Below are 24,158 nucleotides of genomic sequence, written 5' to 3'. Positions count from 1 at the left end.
TGACCATTCGCAATTGGAGTGCCGTGTATCCACCAGCCATCGCCGCCGACCGACCCGACGCCGTCGCGTTCGTGATGGCCGGCTCCGGGCAGTCGATCACCTACCGCGAGCTCGACGAACGGTCGAATCAACTGGCCCACTTCTGGCGGGAGCACGGCGTCGCGGCCGGAGACACCGTGCTGATCGCGATGGAGAACAACATCCACTGGCCGGTTGTGATGGCAGCCGGCATGCGCAGCGGGCTGTATGTCACGCCGGTCAACTGGCATCTGAAGCCGGCCGAGCTGGCCGCCCTCTTCGACGAAGCGGCCCCGCGGGCGATCGTGACCAGCAGGACCGTGGCTGACGCCGTGGCCGAGGCCGTCGACGGCAGTCCCGCCACCTCCGCTGTCACGATCTGCGCCGACGGCCCTCATCCCGGCTTCGTGACCTTCGCCGACGCGCTGGCCGGGCAACCGGTCACCCCGATCGCCGATGAACTCCTCGGAGCGCGCGTCCTCTACAGCGGCGGCACCACCGGCCGGCCCAAGCGCTTCGCGCAAGACCTGCTCGGCGTGCACCCCGCCGACGCACCGCGGCGGCATTCCGGACTCGTCGACAAACTCGGTATCGATGCGGCCACGCGCCTGCTGTCTCCGGCACCCAACTATCACGCCGCCCCCTTCACCTTTGCGCTGATCACCCTCGCCGCCGGCGGAACAGTCGTATGCATGGAACGATTCGACGCCGCGGCCGCGATGACGGCGATCGTCCGACACCACGTCACCCACTCCCAATGGGTGCCGACGATGCTCGTGCGGCTACTGCGTCTGCCCGAACGGGAACGTGTCGAGCTGTCGCCGACCCATCGGGTGGCTGTCACCTCCGGTGCACCCTGCCCCGTGGATGTGAAGGACCAGATCCTCGACTGGTGGGGGCCGATCCTGCACGAGTACTACGGGGCTTCGGAAGGCTACGGGCACACGTATATCGGTCCCGACGAGGTCCGCAGTCACCCCGGATCGGTCGGGCGCCCCCTCGGCTCCACGCGCGTGCGCATCGTGGATGCGGACGGCGCGCCCGCAGTCGAGGGCGTACGCGGGCGAGTGTGCTTCGAGAGCACCACACCCCAGACCTACGACAGCGCCGGCAACACACCGGCCCTGCGCCAGATGGGTGACATCGGCTACCTCGACGACGGCTACCTGTATCTCGTCGGGCGCGAGGGATTCATGATCATCTCCGGCGGCGTGAACATCTATCCCGAGGAGATCGAAGAGGTACTGCTGAGTCACCCCGACGTGATCGACGTCGGCGTGATCGGCATCCCCGATGCGGAATTCGGTGAATCGGTGAAGGCCGTCGTCGAGACCCGCCCGGGCGTGGTGCTCACCGAGCGAGACCTCATCGAGTTCTGCCGGGGCCGTCTCGCACACTTCAAGGCACCACGCGTGGTGGAGTTCACCGACGACCTGCCTCGCCTGCCCACCGGAAAGCTCGACAAGCGAAGTCTCACAGCACGTTTTGCACAAGGAGAGAGAGTATGACCACCACCACCGACAACGATCTCGTCGAAGTGATGCACGCCTTGCGGGTCAAGGGACTCACATCCGATGCCGTACTCGCCGCGATGACCGGACGTTCGGTCGACGACCTCGCGCCCGTCGTCGGCGAGATCGTGGACGCCGGTTGGGCCATGCGCCGGGAGGGCCGGATGGCAGGCACGATGCTCACCCCGGCCGGACGGGAGAAGTACGTGGAGTTGCGCGGCGAGCACGGCCTGGACGACACGCAGATCCGGGCGGTGACGGCATTGTACGAGGCATTCCTGCCCATCAACACCGACTTCAAACAGATCTGCGGCGCCTGGCAGATGCGCGACGACACCACCCCCAACGACCACACCGACGCCGACTACGACGCCTCGGTCGTCGGGGACCTGTCCGACCGACACCAACGGATCGTCGAGATCCTTACCACCGCATCAACCGACATGCCCCGCTGGGCCCGCTATCGCGACCGTCTGGACGATGCGCTGGCCAAGGTCCGCAACGGCGACAACGCCGCCTTCGCGCGGCCGATGTATGACAGTTACCACGACATCTGGATGGAACTGCACCAGGACCTCCTGCTCACCGTCGGCCGCGAACGCGGTTCCGACGACGAGTAGCCGCTCGCGTCCGGTTCGCCACCGCCCACCCCGACCCTCTCAGGCTCGGGGTGGGCGTGCGCTCAACGAATTCCCGCCACCAACTCCGGCACGTCGCCGCTGAGCGCTCCCAGATCCGCGCCCACCGAACTCAACGGGGTCACCGACACATATCCGTCGGCAACCGCAGCGCCATCAGTCCCCGCGAGGAAGCCGGACGACCGCTCTACCCGGCGCAGCACCAGGTCGTCCTCTGTCCGTACGACACGCAACGTGAACATACTCTTGGCGCCGAGATCGGCGACCTGAACACCCTGCAGCGCAGCATAATCGAGATCCGGCACATTCACGTTGAGGGTCAGCGGCGCAGTCGAGCCGCCGCGTGCCGTGAACCAATCGACCAAACCTCGGGTCACCTCGGCGGCCGTGTCGAATCGATGTCCGGGGGCGAAACCGGTACTGATCGCGAGTCCGCTGACGCCGGCGACACGGGCGGCCAACACGGCGCCGACGGTACTGGAGAACAACACGGATCGGCCCGTATTGTGCCCGGGGTTGATGCCGCTGACCACCAATTCCGGAGGTGGGCCAAAGGTTCCGGAGCAGAACGCGATCGCGGCGAGCGCGGGCGGGCAATCGAGCGCGAACACCGGCGTGTCACCGAGTTCGTCGATCCGATTTTCGAACAAGGGGATTCGCGAGCCGTCCTCGATGGTTCCCAGTGAGCTGCCGCTGCCACTGCGCTCGGTCAGGGGCGCGCCGACGGTCACATCATGGCCGTCCGCGAGCAGCGCCCGGGCCACGGCGACCAGGCCAACCGAGTCGTACCCGTCGTCGTTCGTGACCAGTACACGCATCATCGACTCCTCCCGGGCGGAATCGCCCTCACATCGATAGTGACTCACTCGTCACAAGATTGTCCAGCGAACAGATCGCCGTAGAACGCCAAACTGGAGCTGGGTAATGGAAACAGCACGTCAGACCATCTTGACAGAGTGAGGGGCATCACACAATAATGTGACTCAACGTTCGCTAATCAGCGAGCTGTCGGAATGACGAAGATGCGGCACCACCGAACTCACCGCGACACGGAAGGAGGCCGCCAGATGACCGACTGGCCCCTCATGGATGACACCTCGAAGCTCTTCCCGCTGTACTCACGCGCGAATGTCGGTGAGATCTTCCCGGATCCGATCACCCCGCTGAACGCATCGCTGGGGTTCCAACATTGCCTCGAGCCGGGGTGGCGCGATGCCTTCGTCGCGTGCGGAGTCTGGGATTCGGATCTCTACGACGAGACCGTCGACTTCAACATTCTTCCCGCGTTCGGCAGCTACCTGTACATCAACATGTCATTGATGCGGCTGTTCGGTGTCCGGGTCCCGGGAATGTCGGCAGAAGCCGTCGACCTTCAGTACTTCGGCGACATGCCGGGCATTCCCAGCTACGAGAGCGAGAAGCGGGACTTCGACGAAAATCCCGAATACGAGGCCAAGGCAGGTGCGTGGCTGGCTGAACAGGTGCTCGGCGCCACCGATCTCGCTGCCTACGACGCCGATCGTGTCGAGGTCGAGGAGGTCCGCCGGACCCGACCGGATCTGGGCACCCTTACCGATGCCCAGCTCATCGACCGGATGCACTCGTTCGAGGTCCTGCTGCGCCGACTCTTCAAGCATCACATCGAGGCCAGCCTCAAGAGTGGGGTCGGGCTGGGCGCCATCGCCCAACTTGCCGAGGCGGTCGGCAAACCCGAGCAGGCGTTGACGCTTGTGGCCGGGCTCGGCAACGTCGACTCTGCCGGCCCGTCTCTCGGGATGTGGAAGCTCAGCCGTCTGGCGCAACATCCCGACATCGCGGCCCTGTTCGACTCCGGCACCAAGGGGCTGTACGCGAAGCTCGTGAAGTCGGATTCGTCTGCAGTACAGGAGTTCCGAACCGAGCTGGACCAGTTCCTCGCCGACTGGGATTTCCGCGGGCCTGCAGAGTGGGAGATCCGGGCGATCACCTGGGGCGTGGATCCCGACCTCGCGCTGGCCACCCTCGACCGTATGCGCAGTGTCTCGGAGAGCGAAGCGCCCGAGGCGAAGGCGGCCGAACGGTCCGCACAACGCGACGAGGCGGTAGCGGCCATCCGCGAGATGTTGGCCGCCGACGCAGATGCGTCGGCCCAGTTCGAGGCGGTCCTGAATGCGTCGGCACTATGGATGCGCGGGCGCGAACGGGGCCGGACCACCGCGGCGATGCTGATGCATGAGATCCGTCTGTCCGGACTGGAACTCGGTCGCCGCTATACCGAGAAGGGTGCGCTCGCATCGCCCCGACAGGTGTTCATGTTGTTTGCCTCGGAACTACCCGACTTCATTCAGAACCCGGCGGACTACACGGCCACGGTATCCGAGCGCGAGCGCAGCTACCTCGACCTGTTCGACCGCAAGCCACCGTTCGTCGTCGACGGCACACCGCCGCCGGTGGTGGAATGGGCTCTGCGCTCGGATAGTTCGGCCACCGTGGCGGGTGTAGGGGAGACCATCACCGGCGTGCCGGCCTGCGGCGGAACTGCCAAGGGACGCGCACGGGTGATCACCAGCCCCGACGACCCGTCGGCACTCGAACCCGGCGACATCCTCGTCGCTCCGATCACCGACCCGTCCTGGACACCGCTGTTCGTCGCCGCCGCGGCCGTCGTGGTCGACGTCGGTGCGCCGTTCTCACACGCCGCGATCGTCAGCCGCGAGCTCGGCATCCCGTGTGTCGTCTCGGCCACCGATGCGACCAAACGAATCACCGACGGCGCGATCGTCGAGGTCGACGGCACGACCGGCACCGTCACCCTCGTCTGAGGCCGATCATTAAGGCGAGGGCCGCGAAGCCTCCGCCGAGCGTGGGGAATCGAAGCCCGGCCGGCCCCGGATGCCCCTGGATCCCGGGGCCGGCCGATCCACCCCACCCGCCGACAGAACCCTCAATCTCGCCGACAGAACCCGATCCGTCGCCGACAGAACCCGATCCGTCGCCGAAAGAACCCTCAATCTCGCCGAAAGAACCCGACATTTCGCCGACGGCACCCAGTGTCGGGTGCTCAACCCTGCCACCTAACCGGGAGTTCCGCATGCATGCATCTGACGTCTGCGCCACCTGGCTCGACGACATCCTCCACCGCGACGGGCTGCTGGCCGACACCGTGTCGGTCACCGCCGTCGAGAGCAGCCCGATCGGCACCGGTCAGGTCGCCGACAGCGTGCAGATCCGAGCCACCTATTCCGGACCCACCACGGCCCCTGCGTCATTCGTTGCCAAGCTCAGTTCCGACGACGAGCGGAGTCGGTCGGCCGGACGCACCGAGCTCAACTACCTGCGTGAGGTGCGGTTCTACCAGGAGATCGCCCCGCGCGTCGATGTCCGTGTCCCCTCGTGTCATCATGCCGAGATCGATTCGAACAACACCGAATTCGTTCTGTTGCTGGAGGATCTGAGTCCCGCCCGGCAGGGTGACCAACTCATGGGCTGCACTATCGCGGAGACCGAACTCGCGGTCCGTCAGGCTGCTCGACTCCACGCCCCGTTCTGGGGATCGGCCGAATTGGTGGGCAACCCGTGGCTCGACATCTCGGACACCTACTGGGAGCGCTTCGCCGAGATGATGCCGCTCTGGTGGTCAGGATTCCGCGAGCGCTACGCCGACAGACTCGGCAACGACGACCTCGAACTCGGGCAGTCCTTCACCGACAACATCCGCGGTTACTACAACGCACTACGGGCTGCGCCGTTCACCGTGCAGCACGGCGACTTCCGTCCCGACAATGTGCTCTTCGATGCCGCCGGCGGCGACGTCCCGCTCGTCGTCCTGGACTGGCAGACGGTCATCTTCGCGCCCGGCGCCGTCGACATCGCCTACTTCATCGGCGGTGCCCTCGACACCGAGACACGCCGCGCCCACGAAGCCGACCTGCTGCGCGCGTACCACGATGAGCTGACCGCGCAGGGCGTCACCGATTACACCGCCGACGATCTGCGGAGCCACTTCGCGGTCGGTACCTTCCAGAACTTTGTGATCGGGGTGGCCGCCGCGATGCTCGTCGCCCGGACCGACCGTGGCGATGACCTGTTCGTCTCGATGGTCGCGAACTCCCTGGCCCATGCGCGAGACCATGGCGCACTCGACGTGATGCTCCAGATCGCCGGGGAGGTGGCCCATGTCTGAGCGCTCCGACATCGGCACCGATCGGCTCGGCTTCTACACATTGGGCGGCCACGTCGAATCGCCACGCGACATGCTCGACGAACTCGCTCTCGCCGAGTCGATGGGCCTCGGCCAGGCGTTCATCTCCGAACGGTTGAATGTCAAAGAGGCGTGCGCACTCTCGGGCGCCGCCGGCGCCACGACGTCGACCATCGGCATCACCACCGCGGCGACCAACATCAACACGCGCAACCCGGCGATCACCGCGGCATTCGCGACGACCATGCACCGACTGACCGGTGGCCGCTTCGCCCTCGGCATCGGCCGCGGCCTGCGCCCCCAGATCGCCGGCCTCGGATTGAGCCAGACAACGACCGAACAGATGGAGGAGTTCGCCCACCTCATGCGACGGTTGTGGCGCGGCGAGGTCATCAGAGACTACGACGGCCCACTCGGGCGCTTCCCGAAGCTGGCCCTGGACCCGACCTTCGACGAGCAGATCCCGCTGTGCACCACGGCCTTCGGGTCACGCACCCTGCAGCTGGCCGGACGCGCATACGACATGGTGGTACTGCACACCTTCTTCTCCGACGACACCACCGCACGGGTCGTCAAGGAGATCCGCAATGCGGCCGAGCAGGCCGGACGCGATCCGGCGGCCGTCAAGGTGTGGTCGTGCTACGCCACGGTGTCCGACGAGATCGACGAGCAGACCTTCCTGAAGAAGACCGTCGGCCGGATTGCGACGTACCTGCAGGTGTACGGAGATCTGCTCGTCGAGACCAACCGTTGGGACCCTGTGGCGCTGGAACGGTTCCGGGCGTCCGACGTCGTGCAGGAACTGCCCGGGTGGGCCGACGCGGTGGGTGACACCGCGACGTTCGACCGGCTGCGCACGGTCGTGCCCGACGAATGGCTCGACTGCGCCGCCACCGGCACCCCCGAACGTTGCGCCGACCTCGTCCGCAACCAGTTCGACCTCGGCGTCGACGGCGTGATCATGCACGGCGCGACGCCTACCGAGCTCGCCTCCACCGTTGCCGCGTTCACCAGACAACCACAGAAAGTATGAGTTCCGCCCATGGTCGAATCACAGATCCGGACACTGCTGCCCGCGGACGCCTTCGCCGACCACACCGTCGTCATCTCCGGCGGAAGTCGTGGCATCGGGCTGGCCATCGCGTGCACCCTGGCCCACCGGGGCGCCAACATCGTGCTGCTCGCCAAGACCGACGCTCCTGACCCGCGGCTCCCCGGAACCATCCACAGCGCGGTCGCCGAGATCGAGAGTGCGGGCGGAAAGGCGATCGGCGTGGTCGGCGACCTGCGCAACGGCGATGACATCCAGCGCGCCGTCGACACCGCCGTCGACCGCTTCGGCGGGATCGACATCTGCATCAACAACGCGAGTGTGCTCAACCAGTCGAAGACCCCGGACCTACCGCTCAAGCGCTTCGATCTCATGCAGAGTGTCAACTCCCGCGGCACCTTCGCCCTCACCCAGGCCTGCCTACCGCATCTGGCCGACTCGGATCGAGGGCGCATCCTGACGCTCTCACCGCCGCTGAACATGTCGCCGGACTGGCTCGGATTGTTCCCGGGTTACATGCTCGCGAAATACGGCATGAGCCTGCTCACCCTCGGCTTCGCGGCCGAGTTCGCCGATCGCGGGATCGCGGCGAACTGTCTGTGGCCGCAGACCACCATCGCCACCGCAGCCGTCCAGAATCTGCTCGGTGGCGCGGAGGGCACCAGACATGCCCGCGATCCGCAGATCATGGCCGACGCGGCGGCGTTCGTCCTCGCGCGGCCGACCTCGGAGACCGGCGAGTGCCTGATCGACGCCGACGTCATCACCGCCGCCGGTGTCCGAGACATCTCGGTCTACGGCGGAGCAGAGCCCGTCGACCTCGACTTCTTCGTCGACGCCTGAGAAGCATTGACCCCAGGAGAACACATGTCCGACAGCCCCACACGTCTCGTCGAGCGGTACCTCTTCGAACTCTACAACGCCCAGAACGTCGACCTCGTGCATGAGATCTGCGGCGAACCCATGGCGCGGCACTCCGCGGGTGAGGTCACAAATCTCACGCGGGCCGAGCAGATCGAGAGGATCACCAAGGATCTCGCCGCTCACGACCCACACTTCACAATCGTCACCCTGGTCGGCGACGACTCGTTCGCCTCGCTCACTTGGAATGCGGAACGACGTGCAACCGGCGAAAAACTCTGCGGCATAGAGATCTTCAAAGCATCCGGCGGCGTCATCACCGACGTCTGGAACTCCAACTACTTCGAAGGGTCATGGTCATGAGCACAGACATCAGCGGAGCCGACCCCTCCGTCGCCCCGGAACCCCGACTGATCGAGGTCGTCGACGACATCGACGACGCATGGATTCAATCGGTTCTGCGCCACTCCGGGATTCCCGATGCGACCGTCACCGGTGTCGCGGTGACCCCGATCGGCGCAGGCAACGTCAGCGACACCGTCCGGGTGGCCGTCGACTACGCCGGCGAACCCGGTGACGCACCACCGGCGTTGGTGGTCAAACTCCGGCCCAGCAACGCCGACGTCCACGCCCACGGACTCCGCAGCGGTGCCTATCATCGCGAGATCGGCGCCTATCGGTCCATCAGTGAGCGACACGCCTGCCGTATCCCGTTGAAGTACTGGGTGACCGGCGATGAGACCACCATCAACCTGGTCATGGAGGACCTCAGCACCTCGACGACGCCCGGGGATCAGGTGGCCGGCGCAGGCCCCGACGCTGCCGAGGCTGTCATCGTCGAACTGGCCCGCCTGCACTCCGCGTACTTCCCCCTCACCGACGAGACCGCCGATGGCTGGATGATCCGGCTACCCGACGTATGCGACTACTGGTCAGACGCGGCGGGCCGAGGCGCCGCAATCGCTCTGGAGCGCTTCGCCGACGACCTGCCTCCCGAATCGCTGGAGGCGATTCAAGAGGCCACCGACCTGGTACGGGACTGGCATCTCCTCCCGCACCGGCGGCTGACGTTCACCCACGGCGACCCGCGAGTCGACAACGTCCTCTTCGATCAATCCGGTGGCGACATCGCCGCCATAATCATCGACTGGCAGGTCACCGGGCTGCGGAATCCGATGTACGACGTCGGCTACTTCATGTCGGGTAGCGTCGACGTCGCCGATCGCCGCGCCCACGAGCTGCGACTCATCCGGCGGTATGTCGAGGTCTTCGGTGAACGTGCGACCGGCTACGACTTGGCCACCGCCACATCGGATTACCAGATTCAGGTGCTCAGCGGGCTGTACATCTCACTCGCCGCGCTGGACGTCCTCCCGGACAACCCTGTGGTGAATCGGCTGATCCTCGCGTTGCTGGAACGCAACTGTGCCGCGGTCATCGACTGGAGATCGGTTGCAGCGCTGCGCAACGTGACACTCGCCTTGGGCGTGGGGTGACGCCTGCGCATGGAGCTGCTGTTGATCCGCCACGCGCAACCCTTTCATCTCACCGATCCCGCCGGGGCCGACCCCGATCTCACCCCAGCGGGTGAGGAACAGGCCAAACGACTGGCCCACGCGCTCGCCGACGGTCGTTACGGAACGGTCGGCCGGGTGATCACCAGCCCGATGCGACGGGCCGCGCGGACGACGGCTTTCGTGGCGGAGGCGCTCGGGATCGACGGTGTCGTCGATGAGCGTCTCGCGGAACTCGATCGGGGCTGGACCAGTTATGGGCTGGATCTCGACGCCTATACCGAGCGGCATGCCCTCTGGCGTGACATGAATGCGGGACGCGTCGGCGTCCACTCGTTCAACCCCGCCGCTTTTCGGGCGCGGGTCCTCGCGGGATTCGACGCAGCGATCGACAATGACGCCGGGGGCGTGACCGCCGTGGTCTGTCATGGTGGCGTCATCAACGTCTGTCTGGCCGAAGTGATCGGCGCGGCAAGGATATTCTTCACCGACCCGCACTACACGTCGGTGACGCGGATTCGAGCAGACGGGGACGGATACCGCGAAGTGCTGTCGGTCAATGAGGTCGATCATCTGCGGGGGTGATCGTCAGGGCAAGTGGTGGTAGCGAGTGGTCTCGAGACCCTCACGCATCCACCACCGGCTGCCGCAGAATTGTCCGCAGCTTCGCCGGCTCGACGCGGCGCGGATCGCTGAGATAGATCTCGTGATGCTTGCCCGTCATCCGCAGACCGGCATCGGGGATGAACTCGCGGTGGAGGCGTTCGAGGATTGGTGTCTCGTCGTCGTACGAGCCGATGTGCAGTGTCTGGACGCAGCGGCCCTCGGACATGGTGCCCAGGCGCACCTTGCCGAGCGCCGCGGGCCGGTCCTTGGCCGCGACGGCGTCGATCGCGGCGTCGACCATCGGCTGATCGATCCAGTCCGGTGTCATGATCATGACCGTCCAATCCCATTGCGACTTGTCCCGATTGGTGGTGAACGACTCCATGTCGGCGGCCCACCACAAAGCCTCGAGCGGCGGTACGACGTAGTCCCTGTCCAGATCGTTCTTGCTCGTGAACTTCAGCCGGTAGGCCACCGGATACAACGCCGCAATGGCGTCGGCATAGTCCGCCGCCGTGTTCGGGTCCCCGTGGCCGTCCACCATCAGGTACTGCATGGGAGGGATGTCGAGGACCCGTAACTCGTCGTGTTTGGCCTTGTAGGAGTCGAGGGTCTTCTTGAAGTCGGTCTTCATCGGGATATTGTGTGGCGGTCGAGCCCATGTGCGCACCGATTTCCATCGCCTGGGCCCGATGGTTGAGGCGAGCCGGTCAGCGCATCGCGCTCGACACGGCCACGTTTTGTGACCGGCATCACGGCGGGCTCCCCGGAACCGAACACAGATGCGGTGCGTCCTATATTGGCGAAACGGATAAACACGTGTGTGAACACTGGCGGGGGCAGATGACGACACCGAACGTGCAGGTCGATCCGGCTGAGTTAGAGGCCGCGGGATCGACGATCGCTGAACTTGGCAGTTCTGTGAAGGGCCTGGGATCGGGCTCATTCAGCTCGCTTGCCAGCTCACTACCAGGTATTCCGAGTCCCAACGGGGCTGCGAGTGGTCTGACGGGGTTCGAGACCTCCGAAGCGATGAGCCACTCTGCTGATGCCGTCAGACAGACCTTGGCAACCATCTCCGGTAGGTGCGAACAGTTCGCGGACGCTCTGCGAACCGGGGCTCATTCGCTCACGTCTGCCGATGTCATCGCGGCACGTCGGCTACGCGCTGTCGGAGACCTGAACAAGGACCCCGACGCCTGAGCTCATGACACGGATGACACGAAGCGTGGTCGAACACGCCGACCTGAGCCAACTCGGTGAGCTCGCCGGCTCGCTGACTCCGGTGAGCGATGGCATCAGTCGTGCGGCCGACTCGATCCAGCGGACGATCCACGGGCTGAATTGGCATGGCCAGGCCCGGGCCGATGCGACCGGACGTGCCGACAGCGAGAAGACGCAGATGCACCGGGTCAGCGATGCCGTCGCGACGTTGCGGACCGCACTGACCGATGGGCAGGCCGCCATGACGCCGATGGTCGCCGATCTGAAGTCGTCGGCGCGCAATCTCGAGGCGGCCAGCTTTGACGTGGCCGACAACTGGACCGTGACCGACGGATACAAGTACGGGCTCGCCGAAGCGTTCGCAGCCGGGGACAGCGACGAACAGGCACGGATCGCCGAGTTGAAGCGACAGCGTGCGGAGGAGGCCAAGAACGCCACGGTCCGGCTGACCCGGCTGGCCCACGAGCTCGAGGCAGCCGACACAGCCTGCGCGACTGCCGTTCGGGCAGCAAACGGAGAAATCGGCTCGATCGCACCGGTGGCCGCTGGACTGTTGGGTGGGCAGACTGCGACAGACCTGCAGGCATTGCGGTCAGGCAGTGCGACCAGCGAGCAGCTCGCACGACTACATGCCGCCACAACCTTGACGCCTGAGCAACTGGAAGCCCTGCGCGAGGGCCGGCCCGCCTACATGTCGCAAGGCCAGTTCGACTACCTCAAATCGTTGATGCGAGGTCTCGACGGTGTGAGTCTGCAAGAGATGGAAGACCTCGATCAGCGCGACCCGGGCGAGCTCGGCGACGCACTTCGGCTGATGTCGATGCCCAACCTACAGACGCTCGCGGGCGAGAGGGGCGGCATGGGACAGATGCCGGTCGGCGTCCGGACTCTGTTGCAGGACAAGCCGACTCGCATCGACACTGCGGTTGTCGGGCCCACGATCCAGTCGTACCTTGATGTGCCCCGTCTGGATGACTTCCGTTCGCTCAACGGCATCCTGAGCCGCAGCGATCAGGGACTGCGTCTCGGGGCCGACATCGATCGTGGCCTGCTCAAGCAGGCCTCGGAGATCGGTAGCGGGCTCGGACCCCGCGGATCGGGCAACTACTACGGGAGCTACGACCACCGGATCGACGAGGGTGAACTCCGTCAGACCGTTGATGCGATGTTCCACAACGGCTCTGGCGATCACCAAGCGGTGACGGATTTCCTCACCGGCAACAACATGGATGTCACTGTCACCCCCGGCAGTCACTATAACGCCGACAGTCACGTGCTCGACCTGCTGGAGACGAATTGGGAACCCGACGAGCTCGGCGCGAAGTCGATGGTGAGTTGGCTCGGTGATTCTGCCGGCAGCGCCGGCCATGAGGGTGTCTTGGCGGGTAGATCGATGTCCGCGCTGGCGGACACGATGATTGCGCATCACGATGAGTTGGCGCACATTGAGGTGGGGGACGACAAAAAGACCACGTTCGGTCAACTCAATCCCGAAATGGCGCAGACAATTGCGCGGAGCGCTACACCGTACATCGGCAACTTTTTCGATGTCCCGGACGCCATGCTCGTCAATCACCACGTTCACCAACTGGCTCGGGTAGAGGACTTCTCGAAGTTCTTCAGCTCCGTCGCTGCAGATCGCACGGCCCGGGGAGATGCTCACCCGCGGGTCATCCGCCTGGGAGAACTACTTGGTGCATCAATTCGGCGATGACCCGAGCCGCTCAGGTCTCGGCATACCGGCCGGACAACTTCACCGTGGTGCTGACGACGGGATAAGCGATGTTGAAGGGATTCTGAAGGAGAACGAGGATTGGGGAAAAAGCGTCGAATATGCGCGCAAGGGGGCTGACATCGACAATGCCTTGGGACTCCTGCAAGGGTTGAGTATCCCGGGGCTATCGGATGCTGCCACGATGGCGGGGCCTGCGATCAAGGACAGCGAACTAGGCCTCCCTCCGGGTGACCCACGCGAGACGCAGCCCTGGGAATCCCAGATCGAGAGCTACAGCCACACGCATTCCGACTTGACTGCGGGAGTCGCGCTCTCGTATCACGCCTTGAACGCTTACGTGGCCGACAACCCCGATGTCGTCGATAGGGCCTGGCACGGAGACGGCCTCGACCCGCCAATGAACTTCTTCGACGATCAAGGAACCCTCGACTGGGAGAAGATCCGAGAGCACCCTGCGAGATTCCAAAGTTTCTACAACTCGACCGAGCTGAGTCAATCGAGTGAGAAGTTTCTGCAGAACTACTCCGAAGAAGGAGGAGGGTCACTAATTGATCGCACTGAGCAACCGAGCCCGCGAGCTGCGAGTGGGCCACCGCGGTAGGACTCCGAAGGCCCTCCCAGCAGCATGTGCGGCGCTGTCACTGACGGTTGCTGTCTCGAGTTGTTCCGCACAATCGACGGTCGATGCAGCCAACAGCACGTCCTCGTCTGTCGCGATAGGTCAGCGTCTGCCAGACGATATTCACCTTCAGATTGCGTGGTCAGCCGACGATAGCAGTGCACTGACCACCTCCGAGGCGACATTCATCAGGGCCTCATTCGAATCTGACCTCATCGCGGCTCTATCTGGTGACGCTGGGGACGCATTCCCCGGTTTCGCGGAGGCGCTGCAGGACCCAGACTCTCGCAGCCTCTACGCGTCCGGCGGCGGCCTATTTCAGGACTACGATTACGACTACTGGGCAAAGATCTCCCGGATCGACCGATCAATCGGCGGTCAATTCGTCGCAAGGGTGTGTTTTGCGTACACAGAGGTACCACTGGCACCGCGTCATTCAGCCGATGACGCCACCGATAACGTTGGCGATCTGCAGGGGCCCGGAGTGCGGCTGATTTCTTACACACCAGACGGTGCGTCGCCACCGGACAAACAACGCGGTCCCGCGGAGATGCCGCGGACGAACGTATTCGGCGGGTGGCACATCACCGAGATCCAACGGACATGGCGGCAAGGAGATCCGACGGCACCTGACGCTCGGTCAGAGTGCACTGGGCTGGTCCCTCAGCGTGCGCTCGACTCCTCGCATCCGGGTTGGCCTCTACAACAGGGTGATTAGTGGTCTTCGCTATCTGTGGGATTTCACAGATTCAGAATTGTGATGACGCGCGTGGTGGTTGACCGAGTCGGGCCGCGGGGGGATGTCCAGAGTTCCTTTGACTCAACGGAACTCGGGAACAGGGACGACAATGTCAAAGTACAATGTCACGGCATACACGGGGGTCGCGTATTGACCACGCAACGCAGCCGGAACCAGGCGATGCGAGTACGAAACCTAGGTAGGAATGCGCGGTTCCTCGGTGTCGTCGCAGTTTCGTTGATCGTCTCTATGGTGACTGCAGGCTGCGGAGACGGCCCTGACAGTCGGAGTGAATCAACCTCTCCCACTGTAAGCCCCGAGACTGAACAGCAAAGCGGTCTCGGCCTCCGCCTGAACGTGGTGTGGAGTACCGACGGCGCAATTGACTTGGAAACACCTGTCGCGACTTTCATACGAGCGGCGTACGAGTCGGACTTCATCGACTCGGTTTCCGGCGACCCAGGGTCGGCGTTTCCCGGCTACCTGAATGCGCTCCAAGACCAGTCGGCGATGAGCCGGTATGACGACGGGGGTGGCATGTACCTAACGTACGGATACGACTATCGGACCAAGATTGCGCGGGTGGAGACGGATGGCTCCGGCGAGCGTGCGCGTGTCTGCTTCATGGAACGAATTGAGCTGCCGACGGCCGTGTCGACAAGCAAGCGATTCACGGCGTCAGGTCCCGGGGTAGTGCTGATCTCCTTTGTTCGTAGCGGGGCAAATCCTCCGGGGGATCAACGCGGGCCGGCGAGCATGCCATCCACGAATGTGTTTGGAGGATGGCGGATCACAAAGATTCAACGTACCTGGAAGGACGGAGACCCGGACAAGGCCAATCCAGTGAAGGAATGTGGCCGAATGGCACCGGCCGCAGACGCGTTGCGTTCGTATCCGGGTTGGCCTTCTCCATAGGGCAAGGTGCCGGTCACGCTCTACTCCACTCACTGCCCAGCGCCCTCGACCATCCACACCGCCAGCCCGAAATCAGCGGGCGGCCAGCGGCCCGCAAGCCGGGTACTCTGCTCGCAGCTCTGTCCGGGGTCGGCTGCGGCACGAGACCGATGCGTGTCAATACACACACGCCTGGGTACCCCACCCCGATGAACGTCACGCAGATCAGCCCCTATCGACGCCAACTCCTCGCCACTTACCTACGCATGCACCTGATCGGCTCGGCTGCCGGCATCCGGTTGGCCGAACTACTGGCCGGTGATCCGTGGACGGAGGGTGAGCTCGGCGGATTGCCGGAGGAACTCGCCGACGAGGCCACATTCGCCCGACAGTGGGCGGCCTCGGTGAGCGGACTATCCGAGAGGTGGGTGCCCCCGACGTTCGCGGTGACGGCGGCCGCGCGTCGCGTGATCGCGCCGCTCAAGCCCACCCGCGGGCATTTCCGCCGGGTCCTGGCGCTCGAGGCGATGCGGTCGTTGCTGCTGGCCAAGAAGGCGATGTGGGAACTGGGGCTCGCGCTTGACGACGACGTCGTCGACCGTCAGACACGCGAGCAGCTCCGCGCGTACGACGAGCGTGACCAACGGCAGGCCGCGACCCTGCAGTCGCTGCATCAACGTGCGTCGTCGGAGATCTTCACCTGACGCGCGAACGCGCACCCCGACATGCCGAACGGCGATGGGCCGGCAGTCGCAACGACGATCCCTTCGGCGGGCGGTCGAGTCATCCGCACCTATCCCGGCGCTGTGAACACCTGGAACATCACCTCACGCCGCACGATGAATCCCAGCTGCTCATACAGCCGGATGGCACCGGTGTTGGTAGCGGCCGCGTGCAGGAACGGTGACTCATCGCGCAGCCGAATACCATGTGCGACAGCGTGGATCAGGCGAGTAGCCAATCCCTGACCGCGAAACTCGGGATCGGTGCACACTGCACTGATCTCGGTCCAGCCGGGCAGATGCAGTCGTTCACCGCCCATCGCCACCAGACGTCCGTCGCGGCGGATGCCGACATAACTGCCGAGTTCGATGGTCCGTGGCCGGAAGGGTCCGGGCTCGGTGCGCCGGACCAGATCCATCATCTCGGGCACGTCGGCGGCGGTGAGCTCCACCGCCTCGTCATCCGGGGCGTCGTCGACGACGTCGGCCACCATCTGAACACCCGGCATGCTCATCGTCACGCCCCAGCCGACCGGCGGGGCGACGGTCACGACGGGCAAGAACATCGAACGGCCGGAACCGACGAGTGTGGCCGCGGCGGCCCAGTCCGCTTCCGTCGGGTCATCGGGGAGGGCCGCCATCGGGCACACATCCGTCTGGTAGCGCACAGCGTTGCCGTATCGCTCCGCGAACACGGCGTGAGGTCCGGTCAGCGCGGCGAGCGCTGGGTTGTCCAGGAAGTCGTGGTCAGGGTGCAGCGAACCGGGTGCTGCTTCGGAATAGCTGGTGACCACGTCCCGACGATACCGATCAGCACCTGCTCCGATCGAGCCAAGTCCGGGTGGTTCCGATAGGTCGCGGGCGGTCGACGGCCTACGCTCGAAGGACATGGCAGACGGAGAGCGAGATGGACACGCGACGGATTCTCACCACAGCGGCAGGGTTACTGGTCACGGTGCTGCTCGCGGGTGGGTGCACGTCGGGTGGCGATTCCGAGCCCGCCGGCCCAGGTCAATCAGGCACTGCGGCAACCAGCGCGGCATCGAGCGTCGCCACCGATATCGCTCCGCTTCCCAGCGCATCCTCATCACTTCCGACCGCCGACTGCACCGACCAGGGGATGAACCCCGCCGACTGGAACACCGCCGAGGACACCGCACCCCCACGAAGCCCAACCACCGACGGGGGCATCGACAACGTGACGCCGAGCGCCGGTGACTGCTTCGACCAGGTGGTCGTGCGAACCGACACCACCTCCGACGTCGGTTTCTCGGCCCGATACGTCCCCCAGGTCACCCAGGACGCCTCCGGCCGGCCGGTCCCGCTGCAGGGCGGGGCGTTCCTGCAGCTCTCTGTCTTCGCTCCGGTTGCCGATCCGAACCTGTTCCGGGGGTTCGGGTTCCTCGCCGACGATACCTATCGGACTCTGCGGCAGATCGCTTTCGCCGGCTCGTTCGAGGGTGTAACCACGTTCGGTGTCGGCGTCGATCATCAGGTGCCGTTCGCGGTGGAGTCGCGAACGGCAGACACCGGCGCGACGGAAATCGTTCTGTACCTGGCCCATTGATTGTCGTCGGCATTGGTCAGGGAGCCATCACCACCGCGCGCCGTGAGCAGATCCACCGCCGCGTGAATACGCGACTGATGCGCGACATCATCGCATCAGCGGCCGAAGGAACTCCCCGGTCATCGCGACGGCCGGCTTCGACGATCCGCCACCCACCACCAGCGCCGCGAACGCGAGGTCGCCGACGATACCGGCGAACCAGCCGTGCGGGTGGGAGTTGTCGCCGTACTCAGCGGTTCCGGTCTTGCCTCCGAGGCCCGGGACATCGCGCAGCGCAGTCGCCGTCCCCGACGTCACGGTCTGCCGCATCATCGCGCGCAGGTCGCGGACCACCGCGGCCGGAATCGTCTGCGGTTGGCTGTTCGCCGTGGTCTGCCGTCCGGCGATCAGCGTCGGCGTCACGGTTCTCCCGCGTGCCAGGCTGGCCTCGGCCACCGCGAGCCCGAACGGGCTGACCGTCACAGTGCCCTGACCGATACCGTTCTCCACCCGTTGCGCGGCGCCGGCGGCTGTGGTGACCGAGCCGGTGACGGTGGTGATCCCCGGAATCACGTAGTCGACGCCGATCCCGAATTGGCGTGCGGCTCTGGGCAACGCGTCGTCGGGAAGGCGGTTGGCGAGTGCACCCATGGTGGTGTTGCAGGACTGGGCGAATGCGGTGGCCAGGGGCACGGTGCCCAGGTCGAAGTCGTTCTCGTTCGGGATCGTACGACCCTCGATGGTGGTGCGACCGGGGCAGGGCAGCGGCGTCTGCGGTCGCACCGCGTCGGCCTCCAGGCCGGATGCGGTGGTGATGGTCTTGAAGGTCGACCCGGGCGGATACAGCCCCGACAGGGCGATGGCCCCGGATCGGTCGGCGGCCTCATTCTGGGCGACCGCGACGATCTCGCCGGTCGATGGCGCGATCGCGACCAGCACCGCAGGCCGACGCTGCGATCGCACCGCCACCTGCGCCTGCTCCTGGATGTCGCGGTCGATGCCGGTGCGGATCGGCACAGTATCCTGTGGTGCCACCTGTTTGATCACATGTGTGGGTGTGCCGGCATCGTCGACGATGCTCACCGACCATCCTGCCGTCCGTGAGATCGATTCTCGCCATGCATCTTCCAGTCCGCTCATGGCGGGGGAGTGCAATGTCTTGGTCGCGCTCAGCAACGCTCCTCGCGCGGAGAGGTCCACGCCGTCGACCCCGGCCAGAGCCGAGTGAACGGTGTCCAGATCCGCACCGCGTAGCCGGATGACGGTCTGCGTGTCCCCTGGGGAAGTCGCGAACTGACGGCGGATGTCGGCGCCGGTCATGCTCGGCTCCACCTCCCGCAGTACCTGCGCGAGTCGGTCGGCGGAATCGAGGTGGGCACGCTGCAGGGTCACCGACGACACCGGTTGCCACGTCATCAAAGGGCGCCCGTTGCGGTCGAGTACCGACGTCCGATAATCCATGTCGTCGCTGTACGACAACGTCTGGCCGTCACGCAGACGGGAGTGCAGTACGCTCGGCGCCCAGCGTACGGCCCACCCGTCGCCGGCTCGCTCGAGACCGACCGTCGTCTGGTAGTCGGCGGTGCGGGTGCCGCGGATGATCCAGTGGTAGTCGATGGTGCCGGTGACCTGTTTGTCGTCGACGATGCGCGGTGACGTCCGCACGGCCGCCCGCGTGCCCATCCCGTCGAACATCGACCGCAGCGCCGTCTCCGCCGCAACTGGATCGGAGGTTTGCGCCGCGGCGGCGTCGATGTCCCGGTGAGCGACGGCATTGGCGAACCGATCCAGCACATCGTCGGGCGAATCCGAACGGAGAATGCAACCGGTGGCCACGGTTGCGACGACCAGGCAGACCACCAGAACCCTCACCGCACGCGTCATGGGTTGCAGCCAAGCGTGACCGGGCGGGCGACGCAAAGTCCCGACATGCCTCCTGGCGATAGCGAATCGCTATCGCCGCAGGCCATTCGGGATGCTCGGAGCATCCAGCGGCATTCGTAACTCGGTGACCACCGTGTGTGCGACGTCGCCGATGGCGCGGTCGACCGCCGGCAGCGATGGGTCGGCCCGTGCGCTCTTGGTGAACACCGCGACGGCGACGGGATGCTCATTGGGGAACTCGACGACTCCGATCTCGTTGCGGATCGCCGCCAAGGTGCCGGTCTTGCCGGCCACCACCACGTGCCGGTACGGAAACCCCGCGGCCAGGCGCGCGGTGAGCACCTGTGCGCGCATGGCCGACCGGATGAACTCGCACGACAGTGCCGAAGCGGCACGATCGTCCCAGACCGAGGCGAGCAGGTCAGTGCAGTCGCGCGGGGTCGACGCGCTGGCGTACGCGGCGTCATAGGCGGACACCGACGCCTCGACGTCGGGATCGGTGAGCACCGCGAACGCCTCGGCGACCGTGCTGGTACCGGTCTCGCTCTGCAGTCGTTCGTGGACCTCGCGCATACCGCCGACGATCCGGGTGTCCGCGGCACCGAGCTCGGCCAGGTCGGCGAGCACCGCGTCCAGGCCGACGCGATGCAGGATGACGTCGGCGGCCACATTGTCGGAGACCGTCATCATCGACGTCGCCAGATCGCGCCAGCTCATCTGGACCGGATCACGCAGCAGGCCCAGGCCGGTGGCGCCGGCCGCCCACCTGCGGGGATCGACGCACACGGTGTCACCGAGGTCGATGTCACCACGGTCGGCCATGCGGCACAACGAGATCAGAAGCGGCAGTTTGTACACCGAGGCGAGCACCACCGGGGTGTCGGCGCCGTAGGAGTACTGGAGGTCGGGACGGCCGAGGGTGACCGCGTGCAGCCATCCCGCGCAACCGGCGTCCGCGAAGATCTCCCGTACCGTCCGATCCAGGTGTGTGCGGGCGGTCACGTGCGGGCACCGGCGGCGTGTTCGGTCAACGCGGCGGTGAGCGTGTCGGCGACCTCGGCGTGCTCGGCGGGACGGTGAATGACAGTGAGTCGCAGCACAGTTGCCTCGGCAGCCACGGTGATGCAGCGAATCTGGCTGACCGCGCTGAGCGTGTCGGGCTGGGTGGTGAGTCCGAACCCGAAGCCGCCGGCCACCGTCGCGGTGAGTTCGGGCTCCGAACTCACTGCTCGCAGAGGCGGATCGAGCCCGAGTTCGCGGAAGCCGTCGACCAGTTGGTCGTGCGCGGGTGGGTTCCAGGAGCGCGGCGGATGGCAGAACGTCAACCCCCCGAGTTGTCGAAGCCGAGGGCGCGTCGACGATACGGTCGGGTCGTCGGCCGGCAGCATCACCTGTCGGGCGACGCGCACGACCGGCCCGGTCGCCAATGTGCCGGTGACACAAGGATGGTCGACGACGGCCACATCGAGGCCGCCGGCGAGCACCTGATCGACCAGCGACGTCGCGGGCGCCGCGATCATGTCCTGACTGGGGGCCACCGCGCCGATCTCCCGTGCACAGCGCGCGGCGGCGGCGCCACCCAGCTGCGGGACGACGCCCCAACGCAGCACCTCGGAACGCTCGGCCAGCCGACGGGCCTCGCCGGTGAAGCGTGTCGCATCGTCGACGAGGAGCCGTGCGCGAGGCAGGAGTTCGCGGCCCGCGGTGGTGAGGTCCGCCCCGCGGGAGGTCCGGCGGATCAGCTCCACGCCGAGTTCACGTTCGAGACGTCGCAGTCCCTGCGACACCGGCGGCTGGGTCATCTCCAGACGTGCCGCGGCATCACCGAAGTGGCCTTCTTCGGCGACGGCGACGAAGAAGCTGAGGTGACGGATGAGGTCCACCGCGTCAGAATGGCACAGCAGCGCCGACCAGCCGCGCGCACCGGACTGCCGCGTGTCCTGCGAGCTCAGCTCGGCGGGTCGTCGGGATTCGGTCCGATGTCGGTGCGCCACTGCCCGGTGATCTCGTCCACCTTCGCGCCCGTGGTCGGTGCGAATCGTGAGTCGTCGAACCGAGGCTTGCCGTCGACCTGCAGGTGATAACGCGCGAGCTGGTCACGCACAGGATCTTTCATCTCGGCGAAGATCAACGTGATGTCATGGGTGGTCAGGTAGTCGTCGAGTTCGACGATCTCGTCGACGGCGGTCGCATCGATCTCGGTGATCGGCTCGGCCGCCAAGATCACCGTGTGTACCTCCCGGCCCTCGTGGTGGGCCTTGCGGACCTCGCCGCGCACGTAGTCGTCGAACATGCCGCCATTGGCGAAGAACAACGGTGCGTCGAAGCGCAGGATCAGGACCCCCTCGATCCGCTTCGCCTGGGGATACCGGGTGACGTCGTGATAGCCGCGCAGGCCGGGGATACGCCCGAGTTCGGTGCGGTACGGCCGCCAGGCCTGATTGATGAACGCGATGAACGACAACCCGATGGCCACCAGGATGCCCTGCAGCACGCCGATGGCGGCGACGCCCAGGAACGCCGCGATCGACAACCATGCCTCGATCGGGTTGGCCCGGAACAATGCCGCGACACTGTGCACGTCGATGAGCGACAGCACCGCCGAGATCACCACTGCCGCCAGCGCGGCCGACGGCAGGTATGCGGTCACGCCCGGCGCGGCGAAGATGAATACCACGATCAGTACCGCGCCGATCAGCGGGGCGAGTTGTGTGCGCGCCCCGGACTGTTCGGCGACCGGGGTGCGGGACGAGGACGCCGAGATGGCGAATCCGCTCAGGAATCCGGTGGCGATGTTGGCGGTACCGATCGCCGCCATCTCCTTGTTCCCGTTCACCGAGGTGCCGGCCCGGGCGGCGAACGTGCGCGACAGCACGCTGGTGTCGGCAAAGGCGATGAGTGCGATGCCGACCGCCGGTCCCGCGAGGTTGACGGCGTCGTCAAAGGTGATGCCGCCGAGCGCCGGTGTCGGGAATCCGCGCGGCATCGCGCCGGCCACCGGCATGTCGTCGCTCCAGCCGAAGACCGCGACCACGACGATCGCGCCGACCACCGCGATCAGCACACCCGGAATCGTCTTGCGCCACAGCTTGAGCCCCAGGATGACCGCCAAGCAGACCAATCCAATGGCGGTGGGCAGCCATTCGATCTCACCATTGGCGATGCCCTTCACGATGTCGACGGCCTCGCCGATCACCGAGTCGCTCTCGATGCTGAACCCGAGGAGTTTGGGGATCTGGTCGAGCAGCACCACCAGCGCAATGCCGTTGAGGTAGCCGATCCGGATAGGTTTGGACAGCAGATCGGTGACGAACCCGAGCCGCAACAACGCACCGAGAATGAGGACCGCACCGACCTCGATGGACAGCAACCCCGCCAGCGCGATGCGTTCGTCGTCGAAGGCGGCCAGCGGGATGATGGCGGCCGCGATGATCGGCGCCAACGAGGAGTCCGGCCCGAGGACCAGGATGCGCGACGGCCCGACGAGCGCGTACACGACCAGCGGGACGATCGTCGCATACAGACCCGTGACCGGGGGCAGACCCGCCACCTCGGCGTAGCCCATGCCCGCCGGGATCAGCAATGCGGTGAGTACGATGCCGGCGACGATGTCGCCGCGCAGCCAACTCCGGTCGTACGAGCGCAGGGTGCCGAGTCCGGGGAGGAACCGGGCGAAACCGGTGGGCGGGGCCGCTTCGGGCATGCAGAGATTAGATCACTTCGCGTAGGTCGCGGCGGCGGATACGGCGGCGGTTTGCCGCGGCGGTACGGGCCGAAGCCATTGCCTGAACTGGCTGCGCGCCGACTGGTGGTCACGATTGTCCCCGTGGGTGACGTCTGAGGGAAATATCCCTCGGACGTCACGCTGGGGGACGATTGTCGCCACTGCGGGAAACCAGTCATGGATGAATGGAAACCACAGCACCTGTCTCAGCCGGGCGAGCTGCCGATGACCGGATGGGATCACGATCGTCCGGGACACTGATGGGTATGGCCGATGATGAGGAGCCACACACCGGACTCGGCGACCGCGACAGCCGCGAGCGTGTCCTGATGATCGTGCTCGCGGTGGTCGGGGTGGTCATCACGCTCGTCCTGTCGACCCTGCCGATCGTCGCGGGCGTACCCCACAGCCCGCTGTTCGCGGGGATCGTCGGTGCGCTCAACCTCGCCGGGTACGCCTCGATCGTGTTGGTCGCGGCACAACCGCCCCTGCGGTCGGGGCTGGTCCGCCGTATCGCCCGGACCGTCGTCTGCATCTCGATCATCGCCGCGATCTGGGCGGTGACCGGCATGGAGGCGGGTGGCCCGAGCTTCCTTCTGGCCATGTCAGGGTTGATGGCCGCGGTGATCCTCGGCGTCGAACGAATCATCAGGAGTTCGAGATAACGCCATCGCGCCAGCAGAGTGGTTGCG

The 24,158-nt window shown here is 65.7% G+C and carries 21 protein-coding genes; 14 read left to right on the top strand and 7 right to left on the bottom strand.

The annotated features are described in order from the left end of the window. Positions 1-23 precede the first annotated feature (23 nt). Entirely contained in the window at positions 24-1,526 is a 1,503-nt protein-coding gene (locus ACVT6V_RS03455) for an AMP-binding protein (protein WP_489898416.1), read from the top strand. Next, a complete protein-coding gene (locus ACVT6V_RS03450) occupies positions 1,523-2,149 on the top strand; it encodes a MarR family transcriptional regulator (RefSeq protein WP_489898415.1) in 627 nt (208 codons plus the stop codon). The genes ACVT6V_RS03455 and ACVT6V_RS03450 overlap by 4 nt, the downstream gene beginning before the upstream one ends. Before the next feature lie 62 nt (positions 2,150-2,211). On the opposite strand, the gene surE is transcribed toward ACVT6V_RS03450, so the two are convergent. Continuing rightward, the gene (gene surE, locus ACVT6V_RS03445; protein ID WP_489898414.1) at positions 2,212-2,985 is read right to left on the bottom strand and encodes a 5'/3'-nucleotidase SurE; all 774 of its coding nucleotides are present in this window, start codon (positions 2,983-2,985) and stop codon (positions 2,212-2,214) included. Positions 2,986-3,234: 249 nt separating this feature from the next. Between surE and ACVT6V_RS03440 the strand changes: the two genes are divergently transcribed. The 7 genes from ACVT6V_RS03440 to ACVT6V_RS03410 all read left to right on the top strand — a co-directional run bounded on the left by ACVT6V_RS03440 (position 3,235) and on the right by ACVT6V_RS03410 (position 10,358). After that, the gene (locus ACVT6V_RS03440) at positions 3,235-4,968 is read left to right on the top strand and encodes a PEP-utilizing enzyme (protein ID WP_489898413.1); all 1,734 of its coding nucleotides are present in this window, start codon (positions 3,235-3,237) and stop codon (positions 4,966-4,968) included. A 269-nt stretch (positions 4,969-5,237) separates the two neighbouring features. Beyond that, on the top strand, positions 5,238-6,329 hold the full coding sequence (locus ACVT6V_RS03435) for a phosphotransferase (RefSeq protein WP_489898412.1): 1,092 nt from the start codon (positions 5,238-5,240) through the stop codon (positions 6,327-6,329). Further along, a complete protein-coding gene (locus ACVT6V_RS03430) occupies positions 6,322-7,380 on the top strand; it encodes a TIGR03857 family LLM class F420-dependent oxidoreductase (protein ID WP_489898411.1) in 1,059 nt (352 codons plus the stop codon). The genes ACVT6V_RS03435 and ACVT6V_RS03430 overlap by 8 nt, the downstream gene beginning before the upstream one ends. A 9-nt stretch (positions 7,381-7,389) precedes the next feature. Further along, the gene (locus ACVT6V_RS03425; RefSeq protein WP_489898410.1) at positions 7,390-8,241 is read left to right on the top strand and encodes an SDR family oxidoreductase; all 852 of its coding nucleotides are present in this window, start codon (positions 7,390-7,392) and stop codon (positions 8,239-8,241) included. A 24-nt stretch (positions 8,242-8,265) separates the two neighbouring features. Continuing rightward, the gene (locus ACVT6V_RS03420) at positions 8,266-8,622 is read left to right on the top strand and encodes a hypothetical protein (RefSeq protein WP_489898409.1); all 357 of its coding nucleotides are present in this window, start codon (positions 8,266-8,268) and stop codon (positions 8,620-8,622) included. Then, positions 8,619-9,755, top strand: coding sequence for a phosphotransferase family protein (locus ACVT6V_RS03415; RefSeq protein WP_489898408.1), 1,137 nt, complete (start codon positions 8,619-8,621; stop codon positions 9,753-9,755). Before ACVT6V_RS03420 ends, ACVT6V_RS03415 begins: the two co-directional genes overlap by 4 nt. Before the next feature lie 9 nt (positions 9,756-9,764). Then, positions 9,765-10,358 carry a histidine phosphatase family protein gene (locus ACVT6V_RS03410; protein ID WP_489898407.1) on the top strand — a complete coding sequence of 198 codons (594 nt, stop codon included), beginning with the start codon at positions 9,765-9,767 and terminating at the stop codon, positions 10,356-10,358. 40 nt (positions 10,359-10,398) lie between these two features. Here the strand turns inward: ACVT6V_RS03410 and ACVT6V_RS03405 are convergent, their stop codons facing one another. Then, positions 10,399-11,019 (bottom strand): GyrI-like domain-containing protein, encoded by a 621-nt coding sequence (locus ACVT6V_RS03405; protein ID WP_489900694.1) that lies wholly within the window; start codon positions 11,017-11,019, stop codon positions 10,399-10,401. 576 nt (positions 11,020-11,595) lie between these two features. On the opposite strand from ACVT6V_RS03405, the gene ACVT6V_RS03400 reads away from it, so the two are divergent. From ACVT6V_RS03400 to ACVT6V_RS03390, 3 genes are all read left to right on the top strand, one after another. Beyond that, the gene (locus ACVT6V_RS03400; protein ID WP_489898405.1) at positions 11,596-13,317 is read left to right on the top strand and encodes a TPR repeat domain-containing protein; all 1,722 of its coding nucleotides are present in this window, start codon (positions 11,596-11,598) and stop codon (positions 13,315-13,317) included. Beyond that, the gene (locus ACVT6V_RS03395) at positions 13,295-13,939 is read left to right on the top strand and encodes a hypothetical protein (protein ID WP_489898404.1); all 645 of its coding nucleotides are present in this window, start codon (positions 13,295-13,297) and stop codon (positions 13,937-13,939) included. The genes ACVT6V_RS03400 and ACVT6V_RS03395 overlap by 23 nt, the downstream gene beginning before the upstream one ends. A 1,860-nt stretch (positions 13,940-15,799) precedes the next feature. Further along, positions 15,800-16,294: a hypothetical protein gene (locus tag ACVT6V_RS03390; RefSeq protein ID WP_489898403.1), complete on the top strand. Its 495-nt coding sequence runs from the start codon at positions 15,800-15,802 to the stop codon at positions 16,292-16,294. An 89-nt stretch (positions 16,295-16,383) separates the two neighbouring features. Here the strand turns inward: ACVT6V_RS03390 and ACVT6V_RS03385 are convergent, their stop codons facing one another. Further along, the gene (locus tag ACVT6V_RS03385; protein WP_489898402.1) at positions 16,384-17,106 is read right to left on the bottom strand and encodes a GNAT family N-acetyltransferase; all 723 of its coding nucleotides are present in this window, start codon (positions 17,104-17,106) and stop codon (positions 16,384-16,386) included. Between the two features lie 113 nt (positions 17,107-17,219). Here ACVT6V_RS03385 and ACVT6V_RS03380 point away from each other — a divergent pair, with 113 nt between their 5' ends. Next, on the top strand, positions 17,220-17,879 hold the full coding sequence (locus ACVT6V_RS03380; protein ID WP_489898401.1) for an AMIN-like domain-containing (lipo)protein: 660 nt from the start codon (positions 17,220-17,222) through the stop codon (positions 17,877-17,879). A gap of 87 nt (positions 17,880-17,966) precedes the next feature. On the opposite strand, the gene ACVT6V_RS03375 is transcribed toward ACVT6V_RS03380, so the two are convergent. The 4 genes from ACVT6V_RS03375 to ACVT6V_RS03360 form a co-directional block, all read right to left on the bottom strand. Further along, on the bottom strand, positions 17,967-19,742 hold the full coding sequence (locus ACVT6V_RS03375; RefSeq protein WP_489898400.1) for a penicillin-binding transpeptidase domain-containing protein: 1,776 nt from the start codon (positions 19,740-19,742) through the stop codon (positions 17,967-17,969). A 69-nt stretch (positions 19,743-19,811) separates the two neighbouring features. Next, positions 19,812-20,744 carry a serine hydrolase gene (locus ACVT6V_RS03370; RefSeq protein WP_489898399.1) on the bottom strand — a complete coding sequence of 311 codons (933 nt, stop codon included), beginning with the start codon at positions 20,742-20,744 and terminating at the stop codon, positions 19,812-19,814. Next, positions 20,741-21,625, bottom strand: coding sequence for a LysR family transcriptional regulator (locus tag ACVT6V_RS03365; RefSeq protein ID WP_489898398.1), 885 nt, complete (start codon positions 21,623-21,625; stop codon positions 20,741-20,743). The genes ACVT6V_RS03370 and ACVT6V_RS03365 overlap by 4 nt, the downstream gene beginning before the upstream one ends. A 65-nt stretch (positions 21,626-21,690) precedes the next feature. Further along, complete coding sequence (locus ACVT6V_RS03360) at positions 21,691-23,445, bottom strand: SulP family inorganic anion transporter (protein WP_489898397.1); 1,755 nt, start codon at positions 23,443-23,445, stop codon at positions 21,691-21,693. 287 nt (positions 23,446-23,732) lie between these two features. Here ACVT6V_RS03360 and ACVT6V_RS03355 point away from each other — a divergent pair, with 287 nt between their 5' ends. Further along, a complete protein-coding gene (locus tag ACVT6V_RS03355; protein ID WP_489898396.1) occupies positions 23,733-24,131 on the top strand; it encodes a hypothetical protein in 399 nt (132 codons plus the stop codon). The last annotated feature ends 27 nt before the right edge of the window (positions 24,132-24,158 follow it).

The organism is Gordonia sp. LMA167 (assembly GCF_058130025.1).
Note: the sequence above shows the minus strand (reverse complement) of the source record. Positions and strands in the feature narration are given on the sequence as shown.

Coding starts and splice junctions, on each gene's coding strand:
- ACVT6V_RS03420 (WP_489898409.1), top strand. CDS start 8,266: ATGTCCGACAGCCCCACACGTCTCGTCGAGCGGTACCTCTTCGAACTC.
- ACVT6V_RS03440 (WP_489898413.1), top strand. CDS start 3,235: ATGACCGACTGGCCCCTCATGGATGACACCTCGAAGCTCTTCCCGCTG.
- ACVT6V_RS03450 (WP_489898415.1), top strand. CDS start 1,523: ATGACCACCACCACCGACAACGATCTCGTCGAAGTGATGCACGCCTTG.
- ACVT6V_RS03400 (WP_489898405.1), top strand. CDS start 11,596: ATGACACGAAGCGTGGTCGAACACGCCGACCTGAGCCAACTCGGTGAG.
- ACVT6V_RS03380 (WP_489898401.1), top strand. CDS start 17,220: ATGGACACGCGACGGATTCTCACCACAGCGGCAGGGTTACTGGTCACG.
- ACVT6V_RS03410 (WP_489898407.1), top strand. CDS start 9,765: ATGGAGCTGCTGTTGATCCGCCACGCGCAACCCTTTCATCTCACCGAT.
- ACVT6V_RS03360 (WP_489898397.1), bottom strand. CDS start 23,445: ATGCCCGAAGCGGCCCCGCCCACCGGTTTCGCCCGGTTCCTCCCCGGA.
- ACVT6V_RS03390 (WP_489898403.1), top strand. CDS start 15,800: ATGAACGTCACGCAGATCAGCCCCTATCGACGCCAACTCCTCGCCACT.
- ACVT6V_RS03375 (WP_489898400.1), bottom strand. CDS start 19,742: ATGACGCGTGCGGTGAGGGTTCTGGTGGTCTGCCTGGTCGTCGCAACC.
- ACVT6V_RS03355 (WP_489898396.1), top strand. CDS start 23,733: ATGGCCGATGATGAGGAGCCACACACCGGACTCGGCGACCGCGACAGC.
- ACVT6V_RS03425 (WP_489898410.1), top strand. CDS start 7,390: ATGGTCGAATCACAGATCCGGACACTGCTGCCCGCGGACGCCTTCGCC.
- ACVT6V_RS03415 (WP_489898408.1), top strand. CDS start 8,619: ATGAGCACAGACATCAGCGGAGCCGACCCCTCCGTCGCCCCGGAACCC.
- ACVT6V_RS03435 (WP_489898412.1), top strand. CDS start 5,238: ATGCATGCATCTGACGTCTGCGCCACCTGGCTCGACGACATCCTCCAC.
- surE (WP_489898414.1), bottom strand. CDS start 2,985: ATGCGTGTACTGGTCACGAACGACGACGGGTACGACTCGGTTGGCCTG.
- ACVT6V_RS03430 (WP_489898411.1), top strand. CDS start 6,322: ATGTCTGAGCGCTCCGACATCGGCACCGATCGGCTCGGCTTCTACACA.